At 69.9% G+C, this 25,050-nt stretch carries 23 protein-coding genes; 14 read left to right on the top strand and 9 right to left on the bottom strand.

The window, feature by feature from the left end:
- Positions 1-92 precede the first annotated feature (92 nt).
- A complete protein-coding gene (locus AB0H84_RS44430) occupies positions 93-692 on the top strand; it encodes an XRE family transcriptional regulator (protein WP_357618564.1) in 600 nt (199 codons plus the stop codon).
- A 103-nt stretch (positions 693-795) separates the two neighbouring features.
- On the opposite strand, the gene AB0H84_RS44425 is transcribed toward AB0H84_RS44430, so the two are convergent.
- A complete protein-coding gene (locus tag AB0H84_RS44425; protein WP_357618561.1) occupies positions 796-2,364 on the bottom strand; it encodes an alpha/beta hydrolase in 1,569 nt (522 codons plus the stop codon).
- Between the two features lie 202 nt (positions 2,365-2,566).
- Between AB0H84_RS44425 and AB0H84_RS44420 the strand changes: the two genes are divergently transcribed.
- The gene (locus AB0H84_RS44420) at positions 2,567-3,385 is read left to right on the top strand and encodes an alpha/beta hydrolase (RefSeq protein WP_357618558.1); all 819 of its coding nucleotides are present in this window, start codon (positions 2,567-2,569) and stop codon (positions 3,383-3,385) included.
- A gap of 3 nt (positions 3,386-3,388) precedes the next feature.
- On the opposite strand, the gene AB0H84_RS44415 is transcribed toward AB0H84_RS44420, so the two are convergent.
- From AB0H84_RS44415 to AB0H84_RS44405, 3 genes are all read right to left on the bottom strand, one after another.
- A complete protein-coding gene (locus tag AB0H84_RS44415; protein WP_357618556.1) occupies positions 3,389-3,583 on the bottom strand; it encodes a hypothetical protein in 195 nt (64 codons plus the stop codon).
- 77 nt (positions 3,584-3,660) lie between these two features.
- The gene (locus AB0H84_RS44410) at positions 3,661-4,851 is read right to left on the bottom strand and encodes a helix-turn-helix transcriptional regulator (RefSeq protein ID WP_357618553.1); all 1,191 of its coding nucleotides are present in this window, start codon (positions 4,849-4,851) and stop codon (positions 3,661-3,663) included.
- Between the two features lie 72 nt (positions 4,852-4,923).
- Positions 4,924-5,403, bottom strand: coding sequence for a MarR family transcriptional regulator (locus tag AB0H84_RS44405; RefSeq protein ID WP_357618550.1), 480 nt, complete (start codon positions 5,401-5,403; stop codon positions 4,924-4,926).
- A gap of 94 nt (positions 5,404-5,497) precedes the next feature.
- Between AB0H84_RS44405 and AB0H84_RS44400 the strand changes: the two genes are divergently transcribed.
- Entirely contained in the window at positions 5,498-6,352 is an 855-nt protein-coding gene (locus AB0H84_RS44400; RefSeq protein ID WP_357618547.1) for a haloalkane dehalogenase, read from the top strand.
- Positions 6,353-6,358: 6 nt separating this feature from the next.
- On the opposite strand, the gene AB0H84_RS44395 is transcribed toward AB0H84_RS44400, so the two are convergent.
- Positions 6,359-6,865, bottom strand: coding sequence for a MarR family transcriptional regulator (locus AB0H84_RS44395; RefSeq protein ID WP_357618544.1), 507 nt, complete (start codon positions 6,863-6,865; stop codon positions 6,359-6,361).
- A gap of 61 nt (positions 6,866-6,926) precedes the next feature.
- Here AB0H84_RS44395 and AB0H84_RS44390 point away from each other — a divergent pair, with 61 nt between their 5' ends.
- Both AB0H84_RS44390 and AB0H84_RS44385 read left to right on the top strand, forming a co-directional pair.
- Positions 6,927-8,207, top strand: a complete 1,281-nt coding sequence (locus tag AB0H84_RS44390; RefSeq protein ID WP_357618542.1) for an amidohydrolase family protein — start codon at positions 6,927-6,929, stop codon at positions 8,205-8,207.
- A 30-nt stretch (positions 8,208-8,237) separates the two neighbouring features.
- Complete coding sequence (locus AB0H84_RS44385) at positions 8,238-9,251, top strand: YihY/virulence factor BrkB family protein (protein WP_357618538.1); 1,014 nt, start codon at positions 8,238-8,240, stop codon at positions 9,249-9,251.
- 74 nt (positions 9,252-9,325) lie between these two features.
- Here AB0H84_RS44385 and AB0H84_RS44380 read toward each other — a convergent pair whose 3' ends face one another.
- Positions 9,326-10,438, bottom strand: coding sequence for a D-alanyl-D-alanine carboxypeptidase (locus tag AB0H84_RS44380; RefSeq protein WP_357618536.1), 1,113 nt, complete (start codon positions 10,436-10,438; stop codon positions 9,326-9,328).
- A gap of 83 nt (positions 10,439-10,521) precedes the next feature.
- Between AB0H84_RS44380 and AB0H84_RS44375 the strand changes: the two genes are divergently transcribed.
- Positions 10,522-10,761 (top strand): hypothetical protein, encoded by a 240-nt coding sequence (locus AB0H84_RS44375; protein WP_357618533.1) that lies wholly within the window; start codon positions 10,522-10,524, stop codon positions 10,759-10,761.
- Here AB0H84_RS44375 and AB0H84_RS44370 read toward each other — a convergent pair.
- Positions 10,733-12,124 (bottom strand): peptide ligase PGM1-related protein, encoded by a 1,392-nt coding sequence (locus tag AB0H84_RS44370; protein WP_357618529.1) that lies wholly within the window; start codon positions 12,122-12,124, stop codon positions 10,733-10,735. The genes AB0H84_RS44375 and AB0H84_RS44370 overlap by 29 nt on opposite strands.
- Positions 12,125-12,620: 496 nt before the next feature.
- Here AB0H84_RS44370 and AB0H84_RS44365 point away from each other — a divergent pair, with 496 nt between their 5' ends.
- Positions 12,621-13,844, top strand: coding sequence for a M20 family metallopeptidase (locus AB0H84_RS44365; protein ID WP_357618526.1), 1,224 nt, complete (start codon positions 12,621-12,623; stop codon positions 13,842-13,844).
- A gap of 89 nt (positions 13,845-13,933) precedes the next feature.
- Here AB0H84_RS44365 and AB0H84_RS44360 read toward each other — a convergent pair whose 3' ends face one another.
- Complete coding sequence (locus AB0H84_RS44360; RefSeq protein WP_357618524.1) at positions 13,934-15,796, bottom strand: Xaa-Pro dipeptidyl-peptidase; 1,863 nt, start codon at positions 15,794-15,796, stop codon at positions 13,934-13,936.
- Between the two features lie 302 nt (positions 15,797-16,098).
- On the opposite strand from AB0H84_RS44360, the gene AB0H84_RS44355 reads away from it, so the two are divergent.
- The 6 genes from AB0H84_RS44355 to AB0H84_RS44330 all read left to right on the top strand — a co-directional run bounded on the left by AB0H84_RS44355 (position 16,099) and on the right by AB0H84_RS44330 (position 22,961).
- Positions 16,099-17,166, top strand: a complete 1,068-nt coding sequence (locus AB0H84_RS44355; RefSeq protein WP_357618521.1) for a BMP family ABC transporter substrate-binding protein — start codon at positions 16,099-16,101, stop codon at positions 17,164-17,166.
- Positions 17,167-17,249: 83 nt separating this feature from the next.
- On the top strand, positions 17,250-18,836 hold the full coding sequence (locus tag AB0H84_RS44350) for an ABC transporter ATP-binding protein (RefSeq protein ID WP_357618519.1): 1,587 nt from the start codon (positions 17,250-17,252) through the stop codon (positions 18,834-18,836).
- A complete protein-coding gene (locus AB0H84_RS44345; protein ID WP_357618516.1) occupies positions 18,836-19,978 on the top strand; it encodes an ABC transporter permease in 1,143 nt (380 codons plus the stop codon). The genes AB0H84_RS44350 and AB0H84_RS44345 overlap by 1 nt, the downstream gene beginning before the upstream one ends.
- Positions 19,975-21,255 carry an ABC transporter permease gene (locus AB0H84_RS44340; RefSeq protein WP_357618513.1) on the top strand — a complete coding sequence of 427 codons (1,281 nt, stop codon included), beginning with the start codon at positions 19,975-19,977 and terminating at the stop codon, positions 21,253-21,255. Before AB0H84_RS44345 ends, AB0H84_RS44340 begins: the two co-directional genes overlap by 4 nt.
- Positions 21,252-21,650 carry a cytidine deaminase gene (locus AB0H84_RS44335; RefSeq protein ID WP_357618509.1) on the top strand — a complete coding sequence of 133 codons (399 nt, stop codon included), beginning with the start codon at positions 21,252-21,254 and terminating at the stop codon, positions 21,648-21,650. The genes AB0H84_RS44340 and AB0H84_RS44335 overlap by 4 nt, the downstream gene beginning before the upstream one ends.
- Positions 21,651-21,683: 33 nt before the next feature.
- Entirely contained in the window at positions 21,684-22,961 is a 1,278-nt protein-coding gene (locus AB0H84_RS44330; protein WP_357618506.1) for a thymidine phosphorylase, read from the top strand.
- Positions 22,962-23,081: 120 nt separating this feature from the next.
- Here the strand turns inward: AB0H84_RS44330 and AB0H84_RS44325 are convergent, their stop codons facing one another.
- The gene (locus AB0H84_RS44325; RefSeq protein WP_357618503.1) at positions 23,082-23,468 is read right to left on the bottom strand and encodes a MarR family transcriptional regulator; all 387 of its coding nucleotides are present in this window, start codon (positions 23,466-23,468) and stop codon (positions 23,082-23,084) included.
- Positions 23,469-23,555: 87 nt separating this feature from the next.
- Here AB0H84_RS44325 and AB0H84_RS44320 point away from each other — a divergent pair, with 87 nt between their 5' ends.
- Entirely contained in the window at positions 23,556-24,971 is a 1,416-nt protein-coding gene (locus tag AB0H84_RS44320) for an MFS transporter (protein ID WP_357618500.1), read from the top strand.
- Positions 24,972-25,050: the final 79 nt, after the last annotated feature.

The raw sequence follows: 25,050 nt of genomic DNA, 5'->3' as shown, positions 1-25,050 counted from the left end.
GCGATCACCTCCGCGCCCGATGGTGTGCGCCCCGGTGGGGAATCAGCAACTTCCGTTGCTGATTCTGGGACGCAGGAGGTGAAATGATCGGCATGGACGAGCAATCCCCGATCGCCACCGCGCTGGCCCAGGTCGGTCCCCGCCTCAAGCGCATCCGCACCGAACGCGGCGTGAGCCTGTCCGCGCTGGCCGAGGCCACCGGCATCTCCAAGAGCACGCTTTCCAGGCTGGAGACGGGACAGCGCCGCCCCAGCCTGGAACTCCTGCTGCCCATCGCGCAGGCGCATCAGGTTCCGCTGGACGAACTGGTCGGGGCGCCCGAGGTCGGCGATCCCCGGATCCGCTCGAAGCCCCGCGTCCGCAACGGCCGCACGGTGATCCCGCTGACCCCGCATCCGGGACCGCTGCAAGCCTGGAAGTCGATCATCCCCGCTGAGCAGAACCGGCCCGAGCTCTGCACCCACGAGGGCTACGAGTGGCTCTACGTGCTGTCCGGACGCCTGCGGCTCATGGTGGCCGATCATGACATGACCCTGGGGCCAGGTGAGGCTGCCGAGTTCGACACCCGCCTGCCTCACTGGTTCGGGCCCACCGGCGAGTCTGCTGTTGAGGTCCTCAACCTGTTCGGTCCTCAAGGAGAACGCATGCACATCCGCGCCAGACCACGTCCCCGGCAGGAACCGGCGTCCTGAGCGGACAACACCTTTACCGGCTGTCCCCGAGGTCCCGAGCAGGCGGGCTCGTACGCGCACGCGACGCGCACGAGCCGCACCTCATCACAGGATCATCCGGAGGTCAGCCGAAGAGCCTGGCCGACATCCACCCCGGCGTGCCGGGAAGCGGTCTGACGGGCTCATGGAGCGTCTGGACCTCGGCGGGCGGGACGGCCGGGCAGCGGGCGCCCGGCGCAGGCAGGGTGCGCGAGATCAGGTAGGCGTCGATGGCCTCGGTGGCGCACGTGCTGCGGGTGTAGACGATGTGGCCCCAGCCCTCGTACGTGAGCAGCCGGCCCGAGCGGCCCAGCTGGCCGGTGGTGCTCAGCGCCCACGGGTACACGGTGGCCGGGTCGTGCAGGGAGTTGACCACCAGCACCGGCGTGCCCGTACGGACCTTCAGGCGGTGTTGCGGGTTGGGGATCGGGCCGGGCTGCCCGAGACACGAGACGACCGGGCCGAGCGCCAGAGAGCTGTAGCGCATGTCGGGCGCGATCTTCGCCAGCCGGCGCAGGTGCCTGGCGTACTCCTTGTAGTCGCGGATGGGCAGCCGGAAGTCCAGGCAGAAGATCTGGAACGGGTTGGGGCTGACCTCCTGCGTCGTGTCGGCCGCCATGGGGAGAGCAGCCATGGACAGAGGTGCCATGGACAGGGCGCCCGGGCTCGGGGCACGGCCGCTGTCGAGATCGGCGAGCAGCTGGGAGAACGACTGCCAGTCGCGCGGATCGTAGAAGTGGCCCACGGCGGCGCCGATGAGCATGGGCGCGGTCACCTGGGTGCCGGGCTCCTCCGGCACGTGCAGCTCGCCGCGGTCGGCGCGGGCCAGCAGGTCTCTCCAGAGCGCGCGGACGTCCTTCCCGTGCTGCAGGCAGCGGCTGTCCCGGTCGCACCAGGCCACGAACTCGTTGAAGGCGTCCTGCGCGCCCCAGGTCTCGGTGTCCATGAAGCCCTGCGTGCCCAGACTGTGGTCCATCGTGCTGTCGAGGACGAAGGCACGGACCCGCTGCGGGTAGCGCTCGGCGTACAACTGGCCGAGGAGGGTGCCGTAGGAACCGCCCCAGAAGGTCAGCTGCTCCTCGCCGAGCGCGGCGCGGAAGGCGTCCAGGTCGGCCGCGGTGCTGAGGGAGTCGACGTGGTCGAAGAGCGGGCCGGTGCGAGCCCGGCAGTCGGCACGCAGGCGCTCGTTGTACTCCAACGCCCGGTCGAAGTCGGCCTGGCTCTTGAAGATCGGGCCCGGGGCCTGCAAGAGCAGGTCGGTGGAGCAGACCACGGGGTGGCTCCGGTTCGTGCCGCGCGGGTCGAGGCTGACGATGTCGAAGCGGCGCACGACCTCGGGGCTGAGCATCCGTGTGCTCTGGAGGACCAGGTTCACCCCCGAACCACCGGGGCCGCCCGCCCCCAGGACGAGCGCACCGATCCTGGCGGCCGGATCGGCGGCCTTGCGGCGGGCGACGCCCACGGTGAACGTGCCGTTCGCCGGTCGGTTCCACTCGATCGGTACGGCGAGCGTCCCGCATTCCACGGCCGGATCTTCCTGGCAGGGTGCCCAGGAGATCGGGTCCGGGGTGGCCGGCGTCGCGGCCGCGGCCATCGGGGTGAGGAGGGAGAGAGGGGCAATGAGCCCGAAGAGTAATGCGGAGAATCTTCGCATGAACCGATCTTCAACCGGCTCCGGGCGGCTGAAAATCCGGCGTAAGTAGGGATTGTCGGGTCCTTCGGGAGGAGGACGGCAGTGGGCCTCTGGTCCTAACCGCGCAGGGCTTGCCCGGGCTGGACAGTCGCATGAGGACGAGCAATGGCCGTCCTGCCTTAGCGATGCTAAGTTCGCCTTAGCATCGCTAAGGAGGTAGCTGGTGATCAAGGTGATGACGGCCGACGGCACCGAGGCGCGGGCCGTTGACGAAGGACGGGGCCCGATCGTGCTCGTTCTCCACCCCGGCCTCGACGACGGCTCGTCCTGGCGGGAGGTGGCCGCCCGGCTGACCGCGCGCCACCGCGTCGTGCGGTTGCACCGGCGCCGGTACCGGCTCGATGTCGACGGCGCCTCCTGCACGGTCGCTCAGGAGGTCGAGCACGTCCTGGCGGTGGTGGCGGCGCTGGGCGGCGGGCCGATGGTGCTCGTCGGGCACTCCTCGGGTGCCGTGATCGCGCTGGAGACCCTGGTGGCCGAGCCGTCGGCGTTCGCGGGTGCGGTCCTGTACGAGCCGCCCACGGTGATCGGGGCGCCGCTCGGCGGGCCGCACGGTGAGGTCCACGCGCGGGCCCGGGCGGCGATCGCGGCCGGTCGGCCGGGGAAGGCGTTACGCGGTTTCCTGCGGGGCTCCGTGCGGGTTCCCGCGTGGGTGGCGTTCCTGGCCGGGGTGTTCGGGACGGTGGTGCCGAGGATGCGGGCGCTCGTTCCGTCGCAGATCGAGGACAACGCGGGCATGGACTCGCTCGGGGTCCGGCTCGACGCCTACGCGGGGATCGAGGTGCCGACCGTGCTGCTCGGTGGCGATCGCAGCCCGGCGCATCTCGGGGAGAGGCTCGACGCGCTGGAGCGGGTGATGCCACGGGTGGAGCGGGTGGTGCTGCGCGGTCAGGGGCACGCCGCCCAGGTCAGGGCTCCCGGTCAGGTCGCCGCCGTCATCGAGCCCTTCGCCGCGAAGGTTCTCGGCCGGGCCGGCCAGTGAGGGTCAGTTCCTCCGTGCCGCCCGGTGGAGCCGCAGCAGGGCACGCAGCGCGGCCAGGCTGGGCCGGGTGAGCCGGATGTCGCCGTGAGTGGCGGTCCAGCCTGAGTGGTCCCGCTGGAACGACCACCCGGGGAACTCCCGCGTCGCCTCCTGGAGCAGTCGTTCCATGACGAAATCGGCACTCGGCGCACTGGTCATGAGCACAGCGTGGCACCTCGGACCCGCTCCGTGACGAACTCGAGCAAGAGATCTCCCTGTTCGCCCCGACCGAACTACTAGTTCGCGATGTCGTGGCGTTCGGCGAGATGGCGGACCTCCGGCGCCCACGACGGCCGCGCCCGGCGGGCCAGCGAGCGCACCATCTCCCGAAGCAGGAGCTTGTGGTCCAGCTCCGCGGGCGACTCCCGCTCGATCCGCAGCAGGTGGAGCAGGCTGGCGGCGTCGTCGCCCACGTCCTCGCAGGCGCGGGCCACCTGGCTCAGGTGAGTGGTGCGCCGCTCGATGGAGGGCGTGCGCCGCAGGTCGATGTCGTCGGCGATCTGCAGCACCGCCTCCGGGCGGCCGAGGTCGCTCTCGATGCTGGCCATGTGGATGGCGACGTTGGTGGGCCCGAAGAAGGCCAGGTCGTAGACGTCGGACGCGTCGTCCACGCGCTGCGCCAGCTGCGCCGCGGGCCCGCGTACGCGCTCCCTGGCCTCGTCGTCGTTGCCCCCGCGGGCCGCGCTGACCGCGGCGAGCAGGTGCAGCGCGCCGAGCGCCTTGATGTGGCGGTCGTCGCCGTCGGCGACGTGCGGCTCCAGGATCTCGAGACCGCGCCGGGCGACGTCGTACGCGATCTGGTGCATGTCGTCCGACAGCATCGACTGTCCCAGATTCCAGTACGCCCACGCGCGGATCAGCGGATCCGCCGTCTCCTCGGCGAAGCGCATGGCACGGTCGGCCGCGAGATGGGCGAGGTCCACCCGGCGCAGGTGCTTGAGCACGCCCCTGGCCAGCATGTACGCGTCGGATGCCACGCTGTGCGCCCGTGGTGTGCCCTCGAGCGCGAGGTTCTCGGCGTCGGAGATCAGGGACGGCAGGGCGGACATCAGGATGGAGTAGCGGTGCGTCGAGGTGAACCAGGCGTTGCGCGCCGACGCCACCCGTTCGGCGAGCTGGTCGGCGTCCGGCGGCTCGATGTCGGGCGCCAGCGAGCGGCAGGTGAACAGGGCGCGCTCGATGTCGCTGATCTGCGGCCTGCTGGGCTCGTGGGAGTCGCGCGGCGCCTCGCCCAGGAGCACGGCCGTGCGCACGCCCAGCACTTTGGCGATCTCCCGGAGGAGGGGGAGCGAGGGTGTCCGCTTGCCGTGCTCGATCAGCTCGATGTGCCTGGGGGTGCAGCCGGACTGGGTCGCCAGCGCGGTGGTGCTCATGCCTCTTCGTTCGCGCTGGAGCCGGATCATCTGCCCGGTGCTGATTTCGGCCATGGGCGTGGCGCCTCCTGGGTCGGTCCCGACGTCACATCAGGCTAGGGCTCCAGAAGATCGCCTGCCATGGATTCAGCCCTGCTCAGGGGAGCTGCCGCGGCGCGCGTGGTGCTCCAGCAGGCGGGCCAGGAATCCCGAGAACTGTTCGCGTTCCGGTCGGCTCAAAGGGGCCAGAACCTCGTCCTGAAGGTCCGCGATGAGTTCCTGGAGTCGTCGTACCTGACCGAGGCCCTCCGGGGTGAGGGTGATGACGTTGCGGCGGCGGTCGGCGGGGTCCGGGGCGCGCTCCACGAACCCGCGCTCCGCCAGCTCGTTGATGACGGCGACCAGGTCGCTGCGGTAGATGCCGGTGCGCTTGCTCAGCTCGGCCTGGCTGGCCGGGCCGGCCTCGCGGAGCGCGACGAGCGCGGCGTAGTGCCACTTGCGGGCGTCGGCGCGGGCCAGGCCCTCGCTCACCAGCCGGTCGGCGTGCATGGCGACCCCCGCCAGCATCCTGCTCGGCAGGAGGCGCAGCGAGGCCGGAGTGGCTGGCGTGTCATCCGTCATGCTCATGCCCCCGATCCTAGTCGCTTGCGTTAGTGGCACTAACGATGTAGTTTCGTTAGTGCGACGAACGTTAGTGACACTTACGAAATGAGGGATCGTCATGCCCGAGATCGGCGTGCTCGACTCGACCATGTACTACGAGGACTCCAGCGGCTCCGGCCTGCCCTTCGTGTTCCTGCACGGGAACCCGGCCTCCTCCCACGCGTGGCGGAAGGTGCTGGCGGAGATGGAGGGCCGGCTGCTGGCTCCCGACCTCATCGGCATGGGGCGCTCCGGGAAGCCGGACCTCCCGTACCGGTTTGCCGACCACGCCCGCTACCTCGACGCCTGGTTCGACGCGCTCGGGCTGGAGGAGGTGGTGCTGGTGGGGCACGACTGGGGCGGCGCACTCGGCTTCGACTGGGCGGCCCGGCATCCGGAGCGGGTGCGTGGCGTCGCGTTCATGGAGACCTTCGTCCGCCCGCTGAGCTGGAGTGACCTGGGCGAAGCCCCGCGCGCCCGCGCCGAGTTGATCAGGAGTGTCAAGGGTGAGTCGCTGGTGCTCGACCAGAACTTCCTCGTGGAGACCGCGTTCACGGGCGGGGTGCTGACGAGCTTGAGCGAGGAGGAGCGGCGGCCTTACCTGGCGCCGTACCCCACCAGGGAGAGCCGGCGGCCGCTGCTGGAGTGGGCGCGGTCGGCTCCGCTCGACGGGGAGCCCGCCGACGTGGCCGATCGGATGGAGGGATACGGGAAGTGGCTGGCAGGCAGCTTCGAGGTGCCCAAGCTGCTGCTCACGTTCGACTCCTCGCCGACGTTGCTGATCGGTGAGGAGCTGGCGGCCTGGTGCGCGGAGAACATCGCCGCCCTCGAGGCCGAGCACTGCGGGCCGGCCGGCCACCACGCGCAGGAGGACCGCCCCGAGGCCATCGCGGCCGCGCTCCGCGACTGGGCGGCGCGCCACCGGCTGCGGTAGGGCTGATCAGCGGAAGTGGCGGCGGCCGACGTGGGAGAGGACCTTGCGAAGCGCGTCGGCCGCCTCGCGCACGACCTCGTCCGGGATCCCGGCCGCCACGTCGCCGTGGGCCCGCCCGGCGGCGTCCAGCGCGGCGTCGGCCACCCGCCGTCCCTCGTCCGTGAGCTGGACCCAGCGGCTGCGCGCGTCGCCCGGGTTGGCCTCGCGCTCGACGTATCCCGCCGCCGTCAGGCGCTGCAGCACGTTGCTGATCCCGCCGGAGGTGTAGAAGAGCGCCTTCGTCAGCTCGCTCGGCTTCATCCGGTGCGGCGGCTCCACCCGGCTCAGCGCGGCCAGCACGTCGAACTCGGCGTACGTCAGCCCCAGCTCGGCCAGCTCGGCCTTGACCGCCTGCTCGAAGGCCAGATGGAGCCGCGACATCCGCTTGCCCAGCTCCAGGGCGGCGATGAGGGACGGCGACAGCCCTGCTTGCTCCCACCGAGGGACCATCGCGTCGATCTCATCGGGTTTCACGCCATCGAGCATACCGAGCAGCAGGTTGCTTTTAAAAAAGCTTTTCTTTAAGCTTTCTGCCATGACATCCACCACTCTGATCAAGAACGGCGTCGTCGTCGACACCGAGCCCGAGCCCGTCGTGCTGGGCCGGGTGGACGTGCGCATCGAGCACGGCGTCATCGCCGAAGTGGGTCCCGACCTGCCCGAGGCGCCGGGGGCGGAGGTGATCGACGCGACGGGGCGGATCGTGCTCCCCGGGTTCGTGGACACCCACCGCCACACCTGGCAGGCCGGCATCAGGGCCGTCGCGCCCGACATCGCGTTCGACGGCTACCTGCGCCGGATCCTCAACGAGCTCGCGCCCCGCTACCGCCCCGAGGACGTCTACGCGGGCAACCTGGCGGGCGCGCTGGAGTGCCTGGACGCGGGTGTCACCACGCTGCTCGACTGGTCGCACATCCAGTTCAGCCCCGGCCACACCGACGCCACCGTGCGGGCGCTGCGCGAGTCCGGGATCAGGGCCGTGTTCGGCTACTGCCACGGCGGTGCTCCCGGCGAGCTGGCCAAGGAGACCAGGAGGGTGCACGACCTGCTCTCCGGCGACTCCGGGCCGGTCACGATGGCGTTGGCCGCCCTCGGTCCGGAGATCGCGGGGGAGGAGCGGGCGCTGGAGGAGTGGCGCGTGGCCGCCGAGCTCGGCCTGCCGGTCACCGCGCACCTGGGCGGTCACGGCCCCGAGAGCGCCGCCAGGGGGCTCGCGTTCCTGGAGTCGAACGGGCTGCTCGCCACTCCGACGACCTTCGTGCACGCGCTGCACTACACCGACGAGGAGTTCAAGCGCATCGCCGCCGCCGGCGGCACCGCCTCGCTCGCGCCCGTGGACGAGATGAACCTGGGGCTCGGCTACCCGGCCGCGGGCCGCGCCAGGGCGGCGGGGGTCCCGACGGGCCTCGGCGCCGACACGGTGGTGTGCTCGCCCGGCGACATGTTCAGCCTGATGCGCACCGTCCACCTGCTCGAACGGGGCCGCCCTGACGGCGCGGGCATGGGCTTCACCACCCGTGACGCGCTGCGCATGGCCACGATCGAGGGCGCGGAGGTGCTCGGACTGGCGGAGGTCATCGGCTCGCTGCGGCCGGGCAAGCAGGCCGACCTGGTGCTGCTGCGTACGGACACCCTCGGCATGGCCGCCGCCCACGACCCGATCGGCGCCGTCGTGCTGAACGCCGACACCGGCTCGGTGGACACCGTTCTGGTCGCGGGGCGTGTGGTCAAGCGTGGCGGGCAGTTGCTCCACCACGACCTGGCGGCGGTCGTGACGGCTCTTGCAGAATCGGCGGGTGCGGTCGTGGATTCGTGATCGCCGGGTAGGGGGTGGCCGGGAGGCGTGATGGCGAGCTTGATGGGGCGGATCGAGGCGATCAAGGCATGGGGACTCCGCAGGGTGGACTCATGGCGGGTCCGCAGGCTGTGGCTCGACCATCTGATCAGAGCGGTCCAGCGCTATCAGCTCCAGGGGGGCGACCGGCTGGCGGGCGGGGTCACGTACTTCGCCTTCCTGTCGTTCTTCCCGCTGGTCTCCCTCTCGTACGCGGTGCTCGGGTTCGTGGTGGCGACCAGCGAGGCCACCAGGAAGGCCCTGGAGCAGGCCATCGTCGAACGGCTGCCCGGCATCGCCACCCAGCTCAACCTCGAGGCCATCGGCAGGGCCAAGGAGACCGCCGGGATCATCGGTCTGCTCGGTCTCCTCTATGCCGGGCTCGGCGCCCTCGACGCGCTGCGCGAGGCGTTGCGCGAGATGTCGATGACCACCACGCCGCCGCTCAACTTCTTCCTCGCCAAGCTGCGCGACCTGGCCTCGCTCATCCTGATCGGGGTGACGATGATCGCGTCCGTGCTGGTCGCGGGGTTCGCCACCACGGCCACGGACAAGGTCATGCACTTCGTCTTCGGCGGCGAGTCGACGCTGGCCGGCTACGGGCTGCGGGCCGCGGGCGTGGCGGCGAGCGTGGGGGCCGACTGGCTGCTGTTCCTGATCCTGCTGGGGTGGGTGGCCAGGCCGACCCGGCCGTTCCGGACGATCGCCAAGGGGGCACTGCTGGGGGCGATCGGGTTCGGGCTGCTCAAGCAGGTGGCGACGCTGCTGCTCGGGCAGACGCTGAGCAACCCGATCTACGGCACGTTCGCCGTCATCGTCGGCCTGCTCCTGTGGATGAACTTCTCGGCCAGGCTGATGCTCTATGTCGCCGCCTGGACGGACACCGCCGGCTACTGCCCCCCGCCGGCCCCGACTCCGATCCCGTACTCGGGCGCACGGCCGGGAGAGGCGCCCGAGGCGGGCGAGGCCTGCGGCCCGGACCGGACGCCGGGCACACGCGCCCGCCCGGCCGGCTCAGACGCGTGACCCGCCACAGCGGCGGATGTCGTACCGGAGCTCAGACGCGTGACCCGCCACGGCGGCGGATGTCGTACCGGAGCTCAGCCGCGTGACCCGCCACGGCGACGGCGGCGGATGCCGTACCCGAGCCAGATCAGCCCGAACAGCAGACCTCCGCCGATCACGACGGACCCGATCAGCTTGGTGGAGTCGCTCTGCTTGCGGCCGGCGGTGTCCAGCAGCGGCGGCTGGGCGACCGGCGTGACGTGCGAGGCCGGCGCCGAAGCCCGCGGCGCGGCCTGAGGGTCGGGGAGCGGGTCCACGAGCTTCCCGACCGGCGTGACCTTGCCCCTGACCGAGAAGCCCCAGTCGAGCAGCTTGGCCACCTCGTCCCAGAAGTAGCCCTCGTGCCGCATGATGCTCACGACGATCGTGTGCCCGTCGCGGGTCGCCGCGCCGACGAAGCTGCCCAGGGCCTTCGAGGTCCAGCCGTTCTTGATGCCGATCATGCCCTTGTAGCGCCAGAGCAGCTTGTTGTGGTTGCTGATCTCGTAGTGGCCCTTGGGGGCGGGGAAGTTGGCGGTCTTGGTGCTGATGTATCCCCGGAACGCGGGGTTGGCGAGGCCGGCCCGGGCGATCAGCGCCAGGTCGTACGCCGAGCTGCTCTGCCCGGGCTTGTCCAGCCCGCTGGGCGTCTTGGCCACCGTGTCGTACGCCTGCAGCCGCTTGGCCTCGGCGTTCATGTCGCTCATGGTCCTGGCCAGGCCGCCGTTCGTCTCGGCCAGCGCCATCGCCGCGTCGTTGCCCGACGACATCAGCAGCGCCCTGAACAGGTCGTCGACCTTGTACGTCGTCTTGGGCGACAGGCCGACCGCCGTGCCCTCCTGGTTGCAGGCGTTCTCGCTCGGCCGGACCCTGCGGTTCTTGTCCAGCTTGGGGATGAGGGTGACCGCGGTCAGCGTCTTGAGCGTGCTGGCCGGCAGGTAGCGCCCGTGGGCGTCCTTGGCCGCGAGCACATCACCGGTGTCTACGTCCGCGATGACGAACGACGTAGCCTCGTTCTTGGGCGGCTTCTTGACACCTTCGGGCGCCACCAGACCGTGGCTGCCCAGCGCGTCGCCGCCGACGGGTGTCGATGGCGCGGCATATGCGGTCCCGCCGGTGAGCGAGACCGAGGCGATGAGTGCCGTGACCGGCACGAGTTTCGTCCACATGGCGATCTCAGCGTAGCTTCGAGTGAATGCCCATGTGGCGACACATCCCCTGAAGATCCACCTTTGATGCTAGAGAGGCACAGATGTCGCGAAAGATCGCCGCATTCCTCATCATTCTCGGCGTATTTATGATCTTTGAATGGGTGAACCTGGGTTTTAACTTGGCCGACGGGCATCCGACCAGCTTCTACGTGGTGCACGGCATCCTGATCGCGGTGAACGTCGTTCTCGCCGTCGTGTTGGGGATCATCGGCTGGCGCGGCCTCCGAGGGGCCGCGAGGCAGGGCGGGCCCGTCACGGGCCGCACAGGAGACGCCGGGTGAGGGCGTGCAGCTCGTCTGCCTCCTCGCGTGAGTCGCCTATCGACGTGAAGCCCAGCTTGCCGTGCTCGGGGATGGCCCCGAGCAGGTGGAACACGTTCCCGGTACGCCGCTCGGCGTCGAAGCCGACCCCGAGCCGCTCCGCCATGCGCACGACCTCGCCGGCGGTGCGCCCGCGCAGGCAGGAGGAGGAGCAGTTGTCCGTCGCGGTGTAGAACTTCGGCTGATTTCCGGTCATGAGCAGGCCGGTGGCCGGATCGTACGAGGCCCCGGTCGTCAGCACGGCCGCGCCGAACGGATGTGTGGTGCCGCCGATGCGCAGGTTGATCTCGCACAGCAGCGCCGCGTACCCGGCGTCGGCCTTCAGCGCGAAGAAGTCCATGCCGAACAGTCCCACCACGCCGCGGTCTGCCAGGACGCGCGCGATCCGCTCGGCCGACGCGCCCACCTCGGCGCGGTACTCGGGCGCGGCGGGGAACGTGCAGCCCTGGTAGACGTGGCCGTTGGGCCCGCCGAGCACCTGGTCGTGCGTGGCCAGGACCTGCGCGTCACCACGGGGCGTGATGCAGGCCAGCGCGCTCGGGTAGTACAGCGGCCGGTGCTCGATGAACTCCTCGACCACCGCGCCGCGCTCCCGGATCTTCGCGGTGAAGCTGGCCCAGGTCTCGCCCGCCGCCGAGAAGCTGGTCTGCGACCTGTCGGCCTTGGTGACGATCACGTTGCCGAGCCCGGAGTAGCCGTCGTTCAGCTTGACGATCACCCGCTCGCCGGGCAGGGCCTCGATCGCCTCCTCGATCTCGAGTGCGTTCCGCACGTCGCCGAAGCCGCGCGCCATCGGCACGCCGGCCTCGTGGCCGACCTCGCGCGCCCCGCTCTTGGAGCCGTAATAGGCCAGGGAGGTGGCGGGACCGTAGAGGGGGACGTTGAGTAACGAGGCGAGCTCCTCCTCGAGCTCGCTCAGGACGAACGGCACCAGCCAGGCATCGCCTTCGATGGCGCCGCGCAGCTGCTCCAGCGCGTCGGGACGGGCGAGCAGGGACCTGGTCAGCGGTTGGGACCAGGGGTCGTCGAGGCTGATCAGCGTGAGCCGCTTGGCGGCGTCATCCGGATCGGGGAGGAACGCGAGGTAGTAGTCGATGACGTCGGGATCGATGGGGGCCGAGGAGAGATAGACCACCTTGACCCCGGGTTCGCGGAGGGTGAGCAGCAGGAACAGCAGGCGTTCCTCGTACGATCTGGCTGCCGTGATCCGGCGGAGCTCATCCTGCGGAAGGGAGAGCGAGGGTACGACCACCATGGTCCCCTCGCTCGGCTCGAAGATGCTCAAGCTGGCATACTTCTCCCCGAACGGGATATTAGTGATCATATTGCGAGTGAAACACGCATTCTTCTCAAATGCAGCCATCGCCGAAGTGTGATGACCATGACAGAAGGTGACAGGATTCGGAATCGCCGACCACGTTTGGAAGTGGCGACATCGGGTCACGATCTACTGATCCGTTGTAACTATTTGTGGATCACGCGCGTGCTCACGGAGCGTGGTCACCCCCGGTTTAGGGGCCATGCTGGGGGGAGTTTTTGGCATATCCCTCGCCGAGAACTCTCGTGGGGGCGATAAAGTCGAAGCATCGCCATCGGGCTCACGGCCGACCGCTGTGCTCCCGGGCTGCAGCGGCACTCGCGCCTGACGACGCGCTGGCCCATGCTGACGATCTCGCGCACCCCTACCAGGTGGGTGTGCTTTTTGATTCGCCGAGCGGCCGCTCGACCGGGGGGCCACGGCGGACGGATGAGCTTCCACAGCGCACGAGCCGCGGTGGTCAGACATATTGGGACGCGCGGTATGGACGGGATGGTGACATATGAGGGGACGTGAGCTGCGGGGCGAACTCGACGCGTTCCTGGCGGAGACCGAGCAGGATCTCGTGGCGTTTCGCCGCGACATCCACATGCACCCCGAGCTGGCCTTCGCCGAATATCGCACGACGCAGCGGATCGCCGAGCGGCTCACCGCCGCCGGCCTGGCCCCTTCTGTGCTCCCGCGCGGCACCGGCCTGATCTGTGACGTGGGGAGCGGCGACGGCCCGACGATCGCGCTGCGCGCCGACATCGACGCGCTGCCCCTGCAGGACGAGAAGGACGTCCCGTACCGCTCGACCGTGGCGGGCGCCTGCCACGCCTGTGGCCACGACGTGCACACCACGGTCCTGCTCGGCACCTCGCTCTTCCTCGCGCAGCAGGCCGCGGCGGGGCTGCTGCCCGGCCGCGTGCGCCTGATCTTCCAGCCCGCCGAGGAGCTGCCCGGCGGCGCGCTCGAGGTCATGGCGCAGGGTGGCATCAGCGGCGTCGACCGCATCTTCGGCCTCCACTGCGATCCGCGGGTGGACGTCGGCCAGCTCGGGCTCAAGCCCGGCCCGATCACCTCGGCCTGCGACAGGCTGACCGTCAGGGTCTCGGGTCCCGGCGGCCACACCGCCCGGCCGCACCTGACGGCCGACCTGGTCTTCGCCCTGGCCAAGATCCTCACCGAGCTGCCCGCCGCCCTGTCGCGCCGGGTCGACCCGCGTTCCTCGCTCAGCCTCGTCTGGGGCAGGGTCGAGGCCGGCACGGCGGCCAACGCGATCCCCGACGACGGCGTCGCCGAGGGCACCGTCCGCTGCCTCGACGAGAACGCCTGGCACGCCGCGCCCGACCTGATCAAGTCGCTCCTGGAGTCGGTGGCCGGCGCCTACGGCGTGGAGGCCACGATGGACTACGCGCGCGGCGTGCCGCCGGTGGTCAACGACGAGGTCAGCGTCGAGATGCTGACCGAGGCCGCCGAGCGCGCGCTGGGCGCGGGCGCCGTGGTCCCGACCCAGCAGTCGCTGGGCGGCGAGGACTTCGCGTGGTACCTCGAGTCGATCCCCGGCGCGTTCGCCCGGCTGGGCACGCGTTCGCCGGGCGGCATGACGTACGACATCCACCAGGGCACGTTCGACATCGACGAGAAGGCGATCGCGATGGGCGTGCGGGTCATGGCCGCCACGGCGCTGACGGCGCTGTGGGAGGTCGGCCCGCTCGACCCGGTCACCACCGCGCTGGCCTGAGCCCACGTCTCACCGCTCCCCGCCGAAGTGCGGCGGGGAGCGTGTGAGCCACGGTCAGCCGATCATGCGGCTGACCGTGACGAAGCGGCCTAGAGCTGCGGCATCCTGCCGAGGACCACGGGCAGGCGCAGCGACGACCGCCCCGGTGAGACCGTGATCCTGGTGCCCGGCGGGTAGCGCAGGGTGTAGTCGTGGTCGGTCGAGATGATCACCAGGCCCAGCCGGTGGCCCTTCTTGACCAGGTAGTCCGTCGGCTGGAAGTCCCACGTGAAGGTGTACTCCTTGCCGGGCCGGAGGGCCTCCGTCCGGTCCGGGCGGTGCCGGTTGCGGACGTCGAGCCAGCCCCTCGTGACGATCTTGTACGGGGTCGTGGCCGTGCCGAGCCTCCTGAGCGTCGTGCAGCCCGTGTCACCCGGGATGCCCTGGCCGTAGCAGTAGGTCTCGCCCGTCGAGAGCAGCGTGCCGTTCGCGCGGACGTCCGTGCCGTAGTCCACCAGCAACGCCGTCAGGTACGGTGACGCGCCGTCCTTCAGCGAGGCCCGCACCGACACCGTGGGCGTGCCGGAGATCCGCACGTCGGCGGGCAGGTCGCCGGTCAGGTAGGCCAGCCGGTTCGGATCGACCCCCGTGGCCTCCACCAGCTGCTCGGCCGTCCTGTCCTTCTGGTCGGTGAACGTCTCCTTGGCCGACAGCGGATTCGGCGCAAGCCCCAGCTTCGAGCCGGAGCCGAGCCAGAGAGGCACCGTGGCCGAGCCGGGCAGCGGCCAGGAGGCGTGCCGGTCCCACTGGCCGGGCGCGATCTCCACGTCCGCCTGCGGCTCGCGCATGATGCCCGAGTCGATCCCGTACAGCCAGTAGTCGAACCAGCCGTGCAGCTGGCGCAGCCACTCGGCCGTGCGGAAGTTGAACGGGCTCATGTGGGTCCCCTGGTGCAGCCAGATCTTGCGCGGGACGTGCCGCTTGGCCAGGGCGTACCACCACTGCGCGAACTGCTTGGTCTTGACGTTCCAGTCGTTGAGCCCGTGCACGAGGAAGACGCTGGCCTTGACCTTGCCGACGTCGTTCAGGTAGTTGCGGGCGTCCCAGAAGGCGCTGTAGTCGCCGGTGACGCGGTCCTGGGCCGTGGTGATCCCGTCGATCAGGGCGCCGCAGGCGTTCTGGCCGTTCTCCCTGGTCAGGACGTACTTGGCGAGCACGTCCAGGTCCTCGCCCTGGAACCCGCCGGGGGCGAGGACGCCGCCGTTGGCGCGGTAGTAGTCGTACCAGCTGGAGATCGACGCGATCGGGACGATCGTCTTCAGGCCCTCGACGCCGGTCGTGGCGACCGCGTTGGGCAGCGTGCCGTTGTACGAGACGCCGATCATGCCGACCTTGCCCGTGGACCAGGTGGCCTCGACGGGTTTCCCGTCGGCGTCGAAGCCCTTGGCGCGGCCGTTCAGCCAGTCGATCGCGGCCTTCGGCCCGGCCGTCTCGTTGCGGTCGCCCGAGGTGGGGCAGCCGGTGGCGCGGCCGCTGCCGAGGTTCTCCACCAGCGCGACGGCGTACCCGCGGGGCAGGAAGTAGTTGTCGTAGTAGCCGTCGAACGGCTCGGCGGCCATCTTGTCCGCCATCGCGGTCATGGCGGGCAGCGGATGGCCGGTCGCGTCCACGTCCACGGGGTGGTTGGCGACGTCGTTGCCGCCCGCGAAGTACGGGCTGGCCTCCATGATGACCGGGACCTTCAGCCCCTGGTCGGTCTCCTTGGGCCGCAGGATGTCCACGGCGACCCGGTCGGGCCGGCCGTCGTTGTCGCTGTCGGTCCCCTCGACCTCGACGAACACCGTCTGCTTGACGGCGTCCGCGCGGGAGAAGACGGGCTGGGTGGCGTTGTTCTCGATCCTGACGGCCGGGGTGTCGGCCGTGGCGGGTGCGGTGCCGCTCAGGGCCACGACGAGCAGTGCGGCCACGGGCATGGATAAGGCCTTCCAAGGGTGCATTCAGCGCTCCGAGATAAGACTTCCACCGTCTGTCGGAATCTCCGTCATGATCCGGCCGGGCACAAGAGGTCAAAGTTGGGCAAATCTTTCTTGGTGTGGTGATAGGTGTCCGAATCGTGCCTCAGGTCACGGACGCGAGTGATGTCGATAACGGAGCGGTTTCGACCCTGTGCGCCAGTTTGGTTCGCCCTGGTCAAGCAACTATCTTCCGTGCAGGTGCCGTACGTTCTTTGGGCCTGACAGCGGCGAGGACGACGGGGAAATGGAAGGGAGTCGCCTTGCTCGGCAAGCGATTCAGCAGGATGGCGATCGGCTCCGTGGCCGGCGTCATGCTCATGGCAGCGGCGGCCTGCGGCGGCAGTGGTGGGGGTACCACGGCCAGCGAGGCGCCCAGTGCCGGCGCCGGCAGTGAGGCGCCGAAGGGCGGCCTCAAGGTGGGTCTGGCGTTCGACGTCGGCGGCCGGGGCGACAAGTCGTTCAACGACGCCGCCTACGCCGGTCTGGAGAAGGCCAAGACGGACCTGAACGCGGACATCAAGGAGCTGAGCCCGGCGGCCGACGGCTCCAACCGCGGCGACCTGCTGCGCCAGCTCGCCGACGCGGGCTACAACCCGATCATCGGCGTCGGCTTCGCGTACGGCGACGACATCAAGAAGACGGCGGCCGAATACCCGGACATCCAGTTCGCGGTCGTGGACTCCGCCTCCAACGGGCCCAACGTGACCGGCCTGCTGTTCGCCGAGGAGCAGGGCTCCTACCTGGCGGGCGTCGCGGCGGCCACCAAGTCCAAGAGCAACCACGTGGGCTTCGTCGGCGGCGTCGAGAACGACCTGATCAAGAAGTTCGAGGCGGGCTTCGTGGCCGGCGTGAAGTCGGTCAAGCCGGACGCCAAGATCGACATCAAGTACCTCACCCCCGACGGTGACTTCTCCGGCTTCAAGGCCCCCGACAAGGGCAAGGTCGCGGCCGAGAAGATGTACCAGGACGGCGCCGACATCGTCTACCACGCCTCCGGCGACTCGGGCCTGGGCGTGTTCCAGGCGGCGGCCGCGGCCAAGAAGAAGGCCATCGGCGTCGACTCCGACCAGCGCCAGACGGTCAAGGAGGCCGACCTGCAGCCGGTCATCATGACCTCGATGCTCAAGCGCGTCGACGTCGGTGTCTTCGAGTTCATCAAGGCCTTCCAGGGCGGCGCCAAGGGCGGCACCAACATCACGTACGACCTCAAGGTCGACGGCGTGGGCCTGTCCACCACCGGCGGCGAGATCGACGACATCAAGGACAAGCTCGACGCGGCAAAGAAGGACATCGTCGACGGCAAAATCACGGTTCCGTCGAAGCCGTAATCGGGGTAGGAGTGACAGCTGAGGGCCCGGAGTCCTTGACTTCGGGCCTTCCGTCTATCCCCCGCCCCCCGCTAGGAGAGGCAATGAGTGCTGACACCCTGGCCACGGTGAAACCCGCCGTAGAGCTGGAGGGCATCACCAAGCGTTTCCCCGGTGTCATCGCGAACCACGACATTCGCATCACCGTCCAGCAGGGCACCGTGCACGCCATCGTCGGGGAGAACGGCGCGGGCAAGTCCACGCTGATGAAGATCCTGTACGGCATGCAGAGGCCGGACGAGGGCACCATCAGGGTCAACGGCGAGGAAGTGAGCTTCCGCACGCCCAGCGACGCCATCGACGTGGGCATCGGCATGGTCCACCAGCACTTCATGCTGGCCGACAACCTGACCGTGCTGGAGAACATCGTCCTCGGCGCCGAGCCGAAGAAGGGCGGCAGGCTCGACACCGCCTCCGCCAGGAAACGCATCACCGAACTCGCCGAGAACCACGGACTACGGGTCGACCCCGACAGGCTCGTGGAGGACCTCGGCGTCGGCGACCGCCAGCGCGTGGAGATCCTCAAGGTCCTCTACCGCGGCGCCCGCATCCTGATCCTCGACGAGCCGACGGCCGTGCTGGTGCCGCAGGAGGTCGAGGAGCTCTTCCAGAACCTGCGCGAGCTCAAGACCGACGGCCTGACGGTCATCTTCATCTCGCACAAGCTCGACGAGGTGCTCGGCATCGCCGACGCGATCACCGTGATCCGGCGCGGCACCACGGTCGCGAGCGTCGACCCCGGCGAGGTCACCGCGCGCCAGCTCGCCGAGCTCATGGTCGGCAGCGAGCTGCCCACGCCCGAGACCCGCGAGTCCACGGTGACCGACGTCGTGACGCTGAAGGTCGAGCACCTCACGGTGGAGGCCGACGGCCACCACCCGGGCGCCGACCTTGGCAAGCTGCGCGAAGAGGGCAAGCGGTTGCTCCTCGACGACGTGTCGTTCGAGATCCACAAGGGCGAGATCCTCGGCATCGCCGGGGTCGAGGGCAACGGACAGTCCGAGCTGATCGAGGCGATCATGGGCATCCGGCCCGCGCACGGCAGCATCGAGCTGGACGGCCAGGACATCAGCGAATGGTCCACGCTCAGGCGCAGGGAGTCCGGCATCGGCTACATCCCGGAGGACCGGCACCGGCAGGGCCTGCTGCTCGAGGCCTCGCTGTGGGAGAACCGCGTGCTCGGCCACCAGACCAGGAAGCCCGCCCGCAACGGCATCTGGATCAACCGCCGAGCCTCGAAGGCCGACACCGAGCGCATCGTCAGGGACTACGACGTACGCACGCCCAGCATCGAGACGCTGGCCCTGGCCCTGTCGGGCGGCAACCAGCAGAAGCTGATCGTGGGCCGAGAGATGAGCGGCGAGCCCAAGTTCCTCATCGCCGCCCACCCCACCCGTGGCGTGGACGTCGGCGCCCAGGCCGCCATCTGGGACCACCTGCGCAGCGCGAGAGCGGCCGGCCTCGCCGTGCTGCTCATCTCGGCCGACCTCGACGAGCTGATCGGCCTGTCCGACACGCTGCGGGTGATCTACCGGGGCCGGCTCGTGGCCGCTCTCGATCCATCCGACGTCACGCCCGAGCGGCTGGGCGGCTACATGACCGGCGCCATCGCCGGAACTGAGGAGACGTGATGCCCGCCGGGCTCAACCGGGCGCTGCTCACCGTGGCGGGCGCCGTCATCGCCATCGTTCTGGCGATCGGGATCTCCAGCGTGGCGATCATCGCGGCGGGCGCCAGCCCGCTGGACGCGTTCGCCTCCTTCTTCAACTTCGGCGAAACGCCACGGGCAGTGGTCAACGGCGTCGCGACGTTCCTCAACCGTGCCGTGCCGCTGTTCATCGCCGGTCTGGCGGTGGCCGTCGGCTTCCGCATGAACCTCTTCAACATCGGCGTGGAGGGCCAGTACCGGCTCGCGGCCATCGTCGCGGCGTACGTGGGCTCGACGTTCACCGCGCCCGCGCCCATCCAGATCGCAGTGATCATTGTGGTGGCGGCGGCCGTCGGCGGCCTCTACGCGCTGATCCCCGCGGTCATGAAGGTGACCAGAGGCGTCAACGAGGTCATCGCGACGATCATGCTGAACTACATCGCGATCAACTTGACGTCCTTCCTCGTGCGGGGACCGTTCGCGGGACAGCGCGCCGAGGGCCAGCTCACCACCACCACGCCCGAGCTGGCGGACTCGGCCATGTTCCCCAACATCAACTTCATCTTCGACTGGTTCGGACAGCCCTCGCCGACCCGCGGGGGCGGTTTGTGGGGCTTCCTCCTTCTGGCGGTCGTGCTCGGCCTGGTGGTCTGGGTGGTGCTGGAGCGCACCCGATTCGGCTTCAACGTGAAGGCCAGCGGGCTCAACGACCCGGCCGCGGTCGCCTCCGGCATCGACCCGAAGAAGATGATCATCGCGGCGATGGTGTTGTCCGGCGGCATCGCCGGGCTCATCGGTCTGCCCGAGATCCTCGGCGACAAGGGCGCCTTCAATTCCAACTTCACCGCCGGCCTGGGTTTCCTGGGCATCGCGGTGGCGCTGCTCGGCAGGAACAAGCCCGTGGGCATCGCGCTCGCCGCGTTGCTGTTCGCCTTCCTCGACCGGGCGCAGGGCGCGCTGCAGTTCGCGGACGTCCCCGCATCCGTCGTCACGATCATTCAAGGAGTGATCGTCCTGCTGGTCGTCGTGGCGAACGAGGTGACCAACCGGCTGGCGCACAGACTCGAAGAACAGCGGGCCGCCCGGCAGCTCGGCAGGAACACTCCGGTTGAGGTGGCAGCATGACTAGGTTCACCAAGTACCACCTGGTGCTCGTCGGCATCGCCGCGCTCATCCTGCTGATGTCCCTGGTCCGCATCGTGTCAGGCCAGAACGACATCACCTCCTCCGGCACGTTCGCCGCCGCGCTGCTGCTCGCGGTGCCGATCGGCCTGGCCGGTCTCGGCGGCCTGTGGGCAGAGCGGGCCGGCGTGGTCAACATCGGCCTCGAGGGCATGATGGTGCTCGGCACCTGGTTCGCCGGCTGGGCCGGATACCAGTGGGGCCCCGTGGCTGCGCTGCTCGCCGGGTTGCTCGGCGGCGCGCTCGGCGGGCTCATCCACGCCGTCGCGACCGTGACGTTCGGCGTCGACCACATCATCAGCGGTGTTGCGATCAACCTGCTCGGCCCCGGCATCACCCGCTTCCTGTCCGAGGTGCTCTACAAGGAGGGCACGCCGGCGGCCGCCGCGGGTGCGGGCATCACCTCCTCGCCCGCGATCGCTGGGAAGCCGTGGGAGATCAGCCTGCCGCTGCTCTCGGACGGCCCTGACCTGCTCGGAAAGCTCGAGAACACCCACTGGTTCCTGCTCTCCGACCTCGCCGGCATCCTGGGCGGCCTCACGCGCGACGTGAACGTCCTGGTCATCCTGGCGGTGCTGCTGGTGCCGCTGACGTTCTTCCTGCTCTGGCGCACGGCCTTCGGCTTGCGCCTGCGCTCGGCCGGCGAGAATCCCTGGGCGGCCGAGTCGCTGGGCGTGAACGTCTATCTGATCAAGTACGTCGCGGTCGTCATCTCCGGCGCGTTCGCCGGGCTCGGCGGCGTGTTCCTGGTCTTCGTCTCCACGAAATACGTCGAGGGCCAGACGCAGGGGCGTGGCTTCATCGGCCTGGCCGCCATGATCTTCGGCAACTGGCGTCCCGGCGGGCTCGCGGCCGGCGCCTCGTTGTTCGGCTACGCCGAAGGCCTGAAACTGCGCAGTTCCGGGGCCGTCACGGCGTTCTTTCTGTTCGGCGCGGTGCTGCTGCTCGCCTACCTCGTGATCAGGGTCCGCCGGATGTTGTCGTCCGACCAGCCCGCCGAGCTGACGTCCCGGAGCCCCAAGGACTACACGCTGATGGCCGGTGCCGCCGCGGGCATGGTTGTGTTGTTCTGGCTCTGGCTGACCGTCGACCAGTTGCCGAACGAATTCGTCTTCATCACACCACACGTGCTCACGCTGCTCGTGCTCCTGGTGGCTTCGCAGCGGCTGCGGATGCCCAAGGCCGACGGCGTGCGCTATCGCCGGGGGGAGCAGCATTGACCGCCATCGACTGGGACGGCCTGCGGGACACGGCCGCGGAGGCCATGCGGAACGCGTACGCGCCGTACTCGAAGTTCCCCGTGGGAGCGGCGGCGCTGGTGGACGACGGGAGGGTGGTCACCGGCTGCAACGTCGAGAACGCCTCCTATGGGGTGGGCCTGTGCGCCGAGTGCGGCCTGGTGTCGGCGCTCCAGTCGTCGGGCGGCGGCCGGCTGGTGGCCTTCACCTGCGTGGACGGGCACGGCGAGCTGCTGATGCCGTGCGGGCGCTGCCGCCAGCTCCTCTACGAGTTCGGCGGTGACGACCTGCTGGTCGAGACCGTGGACGGGCCCAAGCGGATGGCCGAGATCCTGCCGTACGCGTTCGGCCCGCATGACCTCAGCCGGAGCGCCTGAATGACCGCCGACGACGAGACCCGGAGCGCCTGAATGGACGCCATCGAGGTCATCCGTGCCAAGCGTGACGGCGGGGAGCTGACCACGGCCCAGATCGACTGGGTGATCGACGCGTACACCCGCGGCGGCGTGGCCGACGAGCAGATGTCCGCGCTGGCCATGGCCATCCTCCTGAACGGCATGAACCGCCGCGAGATCGCCGACTGGACGCAGGCCATGATCCGCTCGGGCGAGCGCATGGACTGGTCCGGGCTCGACCGGCCGACCGCCGACAAGCACTCGACGGGCGGCGTCGGCGACAAGATCACGCTGCCGCTGGCTCCGCTGGTGGCGGCCTGCGGCGCGTACGTGCCGCAGCTCTCCGGCCGCGGCCTCGGGCACACCGGCGGCACGCTCGACAAGCTCGAGTCGATCCTCGGCTGGCGGGCCTCGCTCTCCAACGGCGAGATGCTGCACGTCCTGCGCTCGGCGGGCGCGGTCGTGTGCGCGGCCGGGGAGGGGCTGGCGCCGGCCGACAAGAAGCTGTACGCCCTGCGCGACGTCACCGGCACCGTCGAGTCGATCCCGCTGATCGCTTCGTCGATCATGTCCAAGAAGATCGCCGAGGGCACCGGATCGCTCGTCCTCGACGTGAAGGTGGGCTCCGGCGCGTTCATGAAGACCCCTGCGGCGGCCCGGGAGCTGGCCGAGACCATGGTCGCTCTGGGGACGGACGCGGGCGTGCGCACGGTGGCCCTGCTGACGGCGATGGACCGGCCGCTCGGGCGGGCCGTGGGGAACGCCCTGGAGGTCGCGGAGTCCGTCGAGGTGCTCGAGGGCGGTGGGCCCGCCGACGTGGTGGAGCTCACCGTACGGCTCGCCAACGAGATGCTGGAGGCCGCGGGGGTGTCCGGCAAGGACCCCGCCAAGGCTCTGGCGGACGGGTCGGCCATGGACGCCTGGCGTCGCATGATCCGCGCGCAGGGCGGGGACCCCGACGGGCTGCTGCCCCGTGCGGCGGAGACGGTGACGGTGGAGGTGCCGTCGTCCGGCGTGCTGACCCGGCTGGACGCGTACGCGGTGGGGCTGGCGGCCTGGCGGCTCGGGGCCGGGCGGGCGCGCAAGGAGGACCCCGTGTCGTTCGGGGCCGGCATCATGCTGCACGCCAAGCCGGGCGATCTGGTGCGCGCGGGGCAGCCGTTGATGACGCTGCACGCGGACGAGACGGAGCGGTTCCAGCGGGCTCTGGAGGCGCTGGAGGGCGCCTACGCGGTGGGCGAGGCGAGCGAGGAGCAGCTTCCCCTGATCATCGACCGCATCACGGCCTCGTAGCTGCTTCACCCGATGTGGGCGCGCGCGTCTGAGTGCCCTCAGGCGCGTCGCTGACGTGCGCGGGCGTCCCTCCGGGAAGGCAGGGGTCGGGTCGCCGCTGGTGGGGCGCCTCAGGCGCCGTCAGCGGGTGAGGGCGGGGGCGTCGGCGAAGACGTCGGCGAGGACGGCGCGCTGCGTGGGCAGGGCCTCGGCGTGCCGGGCGCGGCCCTCGTCCGTGATGCAGACGAACACTCCGCGCCGGTCGGCGTCGCAGACCCCGCGTGACACGAGCGCGGCCTTCTCCAGGCGGGCCACCACCCGGGACAGGGCGCTCTGGCTCAGGTGCACCTCGTCGCAGAGCTCCTGGATGCGGAGCTTCCTGTCGTGATGGACGATCCGGTCCAGCACCTCGAACTCGCTCGGTCCCAGCCCGTGCCGATCGCCCAGCTCGCGCTCCAGCGCGCACATGGCCTTGGCGTGCTTGGCCAGGACGTAATGCCAGGTGTCGACCACGAACTCCTCGTCCATGTCGCGGAGGTTACCACTTCGCTAAATTTTATGCAACGGCATTAAATGCGTTTGCATTAGATGCGCTTGCATGTAGTGTTCTGTCCCATGTCCTCTTCCTCATCCTCCCGTTGGGGCGCGCTCGCCGTGCTCTGCGCAGTGATCTTCCTTGACGCCCTTGACGTCTCCATGGTGGGTGTCGCCCTGCCGGCCATTCAGCACGACCTGGGCCTGAGTACCTCATCTCTGCAGTGGGTGGTCAGCGGCTACGTGCTCGGCTATGGCGGTCTTCTGTTGCTCGGGGGCAGGACCGCCGACCTGCTCGGGCGGCGCAGGGTGTTCCTGGTCGCTCTGGGCGTCTTCGCCGTGGCGTCGTTGCTCGGTGGCATTGTGGACGACGGCGGGCTGCTGATCGCGGCCCGGTTCGTCAAGGGTGTGGCCGCCGCGTTCACCGCCCCCGCGGCCTTGTCGATCATCACGACGACTTTTCCTGAGGGGCCCGAGCGCAACAAGGCGTTGAGCATCTTCACCGCCTGTGGCGCCAGCGGCTACTCGCTCGGCCTCGTGCTGTCCGGCCTGCTCACCGAGATCGGCTGGCGCTGGACGCTGCTGATGCCGGTCCCCGTGGCGATCCTCGCCCTGCTGGTCGCGCCGAAGGTGCTGCGCGGCCGTGACGAGCGGGCCGAGGGCGGCCACGACCTGATCGGCGCGGTGCTGATCACCGCGTCCATGCTGCTGCTGGTGTTCACGGTCGTGCAGGCGCCCGAGGCCGGCTGGGCCTCGCTGCAGACCATCGGCTCGCTGGTGGGCGTGGCCGTGCTGCTCGGCCTGTTCGTCTTCGCCGAGCAGCGGATGCGGCACCCGCTGGTGCGTCTCGGCATCCTGCGCTCCGGCCACATCGTCCGCGCCAACCTGGGGCTGCTCATCCTCATGGGCTCGTACGTGGCCTTCCAGTTCGTGGCGATGCAGTACTTCCAGAACCTCCTCGGCTGGTCGGCCCTGGGCACCGCCCTGGCGTTCCTGCCCGCGGGCCTGCTCGTCGCGGTCACCTCGACCAAGATGGGCGACTTCGCCGACAGGTTCGGCACCGGCAAGCTGATCGTCATCGGCTCCGCCGCGCTGGCCGGCGGGTACGCGATCTTCCTCGGCATCGACCGCGACCCCAGCCTGGCCGGCATGGTGATCCCGGGCATGCTCCTCATGGGCATCGCGTTCGCGCTCTCGTTCCCCTCGCTGAACATCCAGGCCACCAACGGCGTGGACGACGACGAGCAGGGGCTGGCCTCCGGGCTGCTGAACACCTCCGGCCAGGTGGGCGGCGCGATCGTGCTGGCCGTGGTCACCGCCGTGCTCACCTCGGGCGGCGGCGAGACGCTCTCGATCGGCTCGCTGCGCTCGGCGATCGTGGTGTCGCTGGTGCTGGCCGTGGTCGGCCTGGCGATCTCGGCCACCGGCCTGCGCGCCCGCAAGGCTCCGGCCGTCGCGGAGGCCGGCGAGAACGCCCCGGTCTACGAGACCGTCTGACCAGGGCGAGAACGCCCGGGTCTACGAGACCGTCTGACCGCCACTCAGTGGCACAGGGCCCCGTCGCACGCGGCGGGGC

This window comes from Nonomuraea sp. NPDC050786 (assembly GCF_040654115.1).
In the GTDB taxonomy this organism is placed as follows: Bacteria; Actinomycetota; Actinomycetes; order Streptosporangiales; family Streptosporangiaceae; genus Nonomuraea.
This window is presented reverse-complemented; position numbering and strand designations above follow the sequence as displayed.

Bases quoted from the DNA above. Each gene is read 5' to 3' on its own strand.
- AB0H84_RS44340 (WP_357618513.1), top strand. From the start codon at position 19,975: ATGACTAGGTTCACCAAGTACCACCTGGTGCTCGTCGGCATCGCCGCG.
- AB0H84_RS44350 (WP_357618519.1), top strand. From the start codon at position 17,250: ATGAGTGCTGACACCCTGGCCACGGTGAAACCCGCCGTAGAGCTGGAG.
- AB0H84_RS44360 (WP_357618524.1), bottom strand. From the start codon at position 15,796: ATGCCCGTGGCCGCACTGCTCGTCGTGGCCCTGAGCGGCACCGCACCC.
- AB0H84_RS44415 (WP_357618556.1), bottom strand. From the start codon at position 3,583: ATGACCAGTGCGCCGAGTGCCGATTTCGTCATGGAACGACTGCTCCAG.
- AB0H84_RS44430 (WP_357618564.1), top strand. From the start codon at position 93: ATGGACGAGCAATCCCCGATCGCCACCGCGCTGGCCCAGGTCGGTCCC.
- AB0H84_RS44410 (WP_357618553.1), bottom strand. From the start codon at position 4,851: ATGGCCGAAATCAGCACCGGGCAGATGATCCGGCTCCAGCGCGAACGA.
- AB0H84_RS44320 (WP_357618500.1), top strand. From the start codon at position 23,556: ATGTCCTCTTCCTCATCCTCCCGTTGGGGCGCGCTCGCCGTGCTCTGC.
- AB0H84_RS44325 (WP_357618503.1), bottom strand. From the start codon at position 23,468: ATGGACGAGGAGTTCGTGGTCGACACCTGGCATTACGTCCTGGCCAAG.
- AB0H84_RS44370 (WP_357618529.1), bottom strand. From the start codon at position 12,124: ATGATCACTAATATCCCGTTCGGGGAGAAGTATGCCAGCTTGAGCATC.
- AB0H84_RS44390 (WP_357618542.1), top strand. From the start codon at position 6,927: ATGACATCCACCACTCTGATCAAGAACGGCGTCGTCGTCGACACCGAG.
- AB0H84_RS44380 (WP_357618536.1), bottom strand. From the start codon at position 10,438: ATGTGGACGAAACTCGTGCCGGTCACGGCACTCATCGCCTCGGTCTCG.
- AB0H84_RS44425 (WP_357618561.1), bottom strand. From the start codon at position 2,364: ATGCGAAGATTCTCCGCATTACTCTTCGGGCTCATTGCCCCTCTCTCC.
- AB0H84_RS44330 (WP_357618506.1), top strand. From the start codon at position 21,684: ATGGACGCCATCGAGGTCATCCGTGCCAAGCGTGACGGCGGGGAGCTG.
- AB0H84_RS44405 (WP_357618550.1), bottom strand. From the start codon at position 5,403: ATGAGCATGACGGATGACACGCCAGCCACTCCGGCCTCGCTGCGCCTC.
- AB0H84_RS44375 (WP_357618533.1), top strand. From the start codon at position 10,522: ATGTCGCGAAAGATCGCCGCATTCCTCATCATTCTCGGCGTATTTATG.
- AB0H84_RS44345 (WP_357618516.1), top strand. From the start codon at position 18,836: ATGCCCGCCGGGCTCAACCGGGCGCTGCTCACCGTGGCGGGCGCCGTC.
- AB0H84_RS44385 (WP_357618538.1), top strand. From the start codon at position 8,238: ATGGCGAGCTTGATGGGGCGGATCGAGGCGATCAAGGCATGGGGACTC.
- AB0H84_RS44365 (WP_357618526.1), top strand. From the start codon at position 12,621: ATGAGGGGACGTGAGCTGCGGGGCGAACTCGACGCGTTCCTGGCGGAG.
- AB0H84_RS44400 (WP_357618547.1), top strand. From the start codon at position 5,498: ATGCCCGAGATCGGCGTGCTCGACTCGACCATGTACTACGAGGACTCC.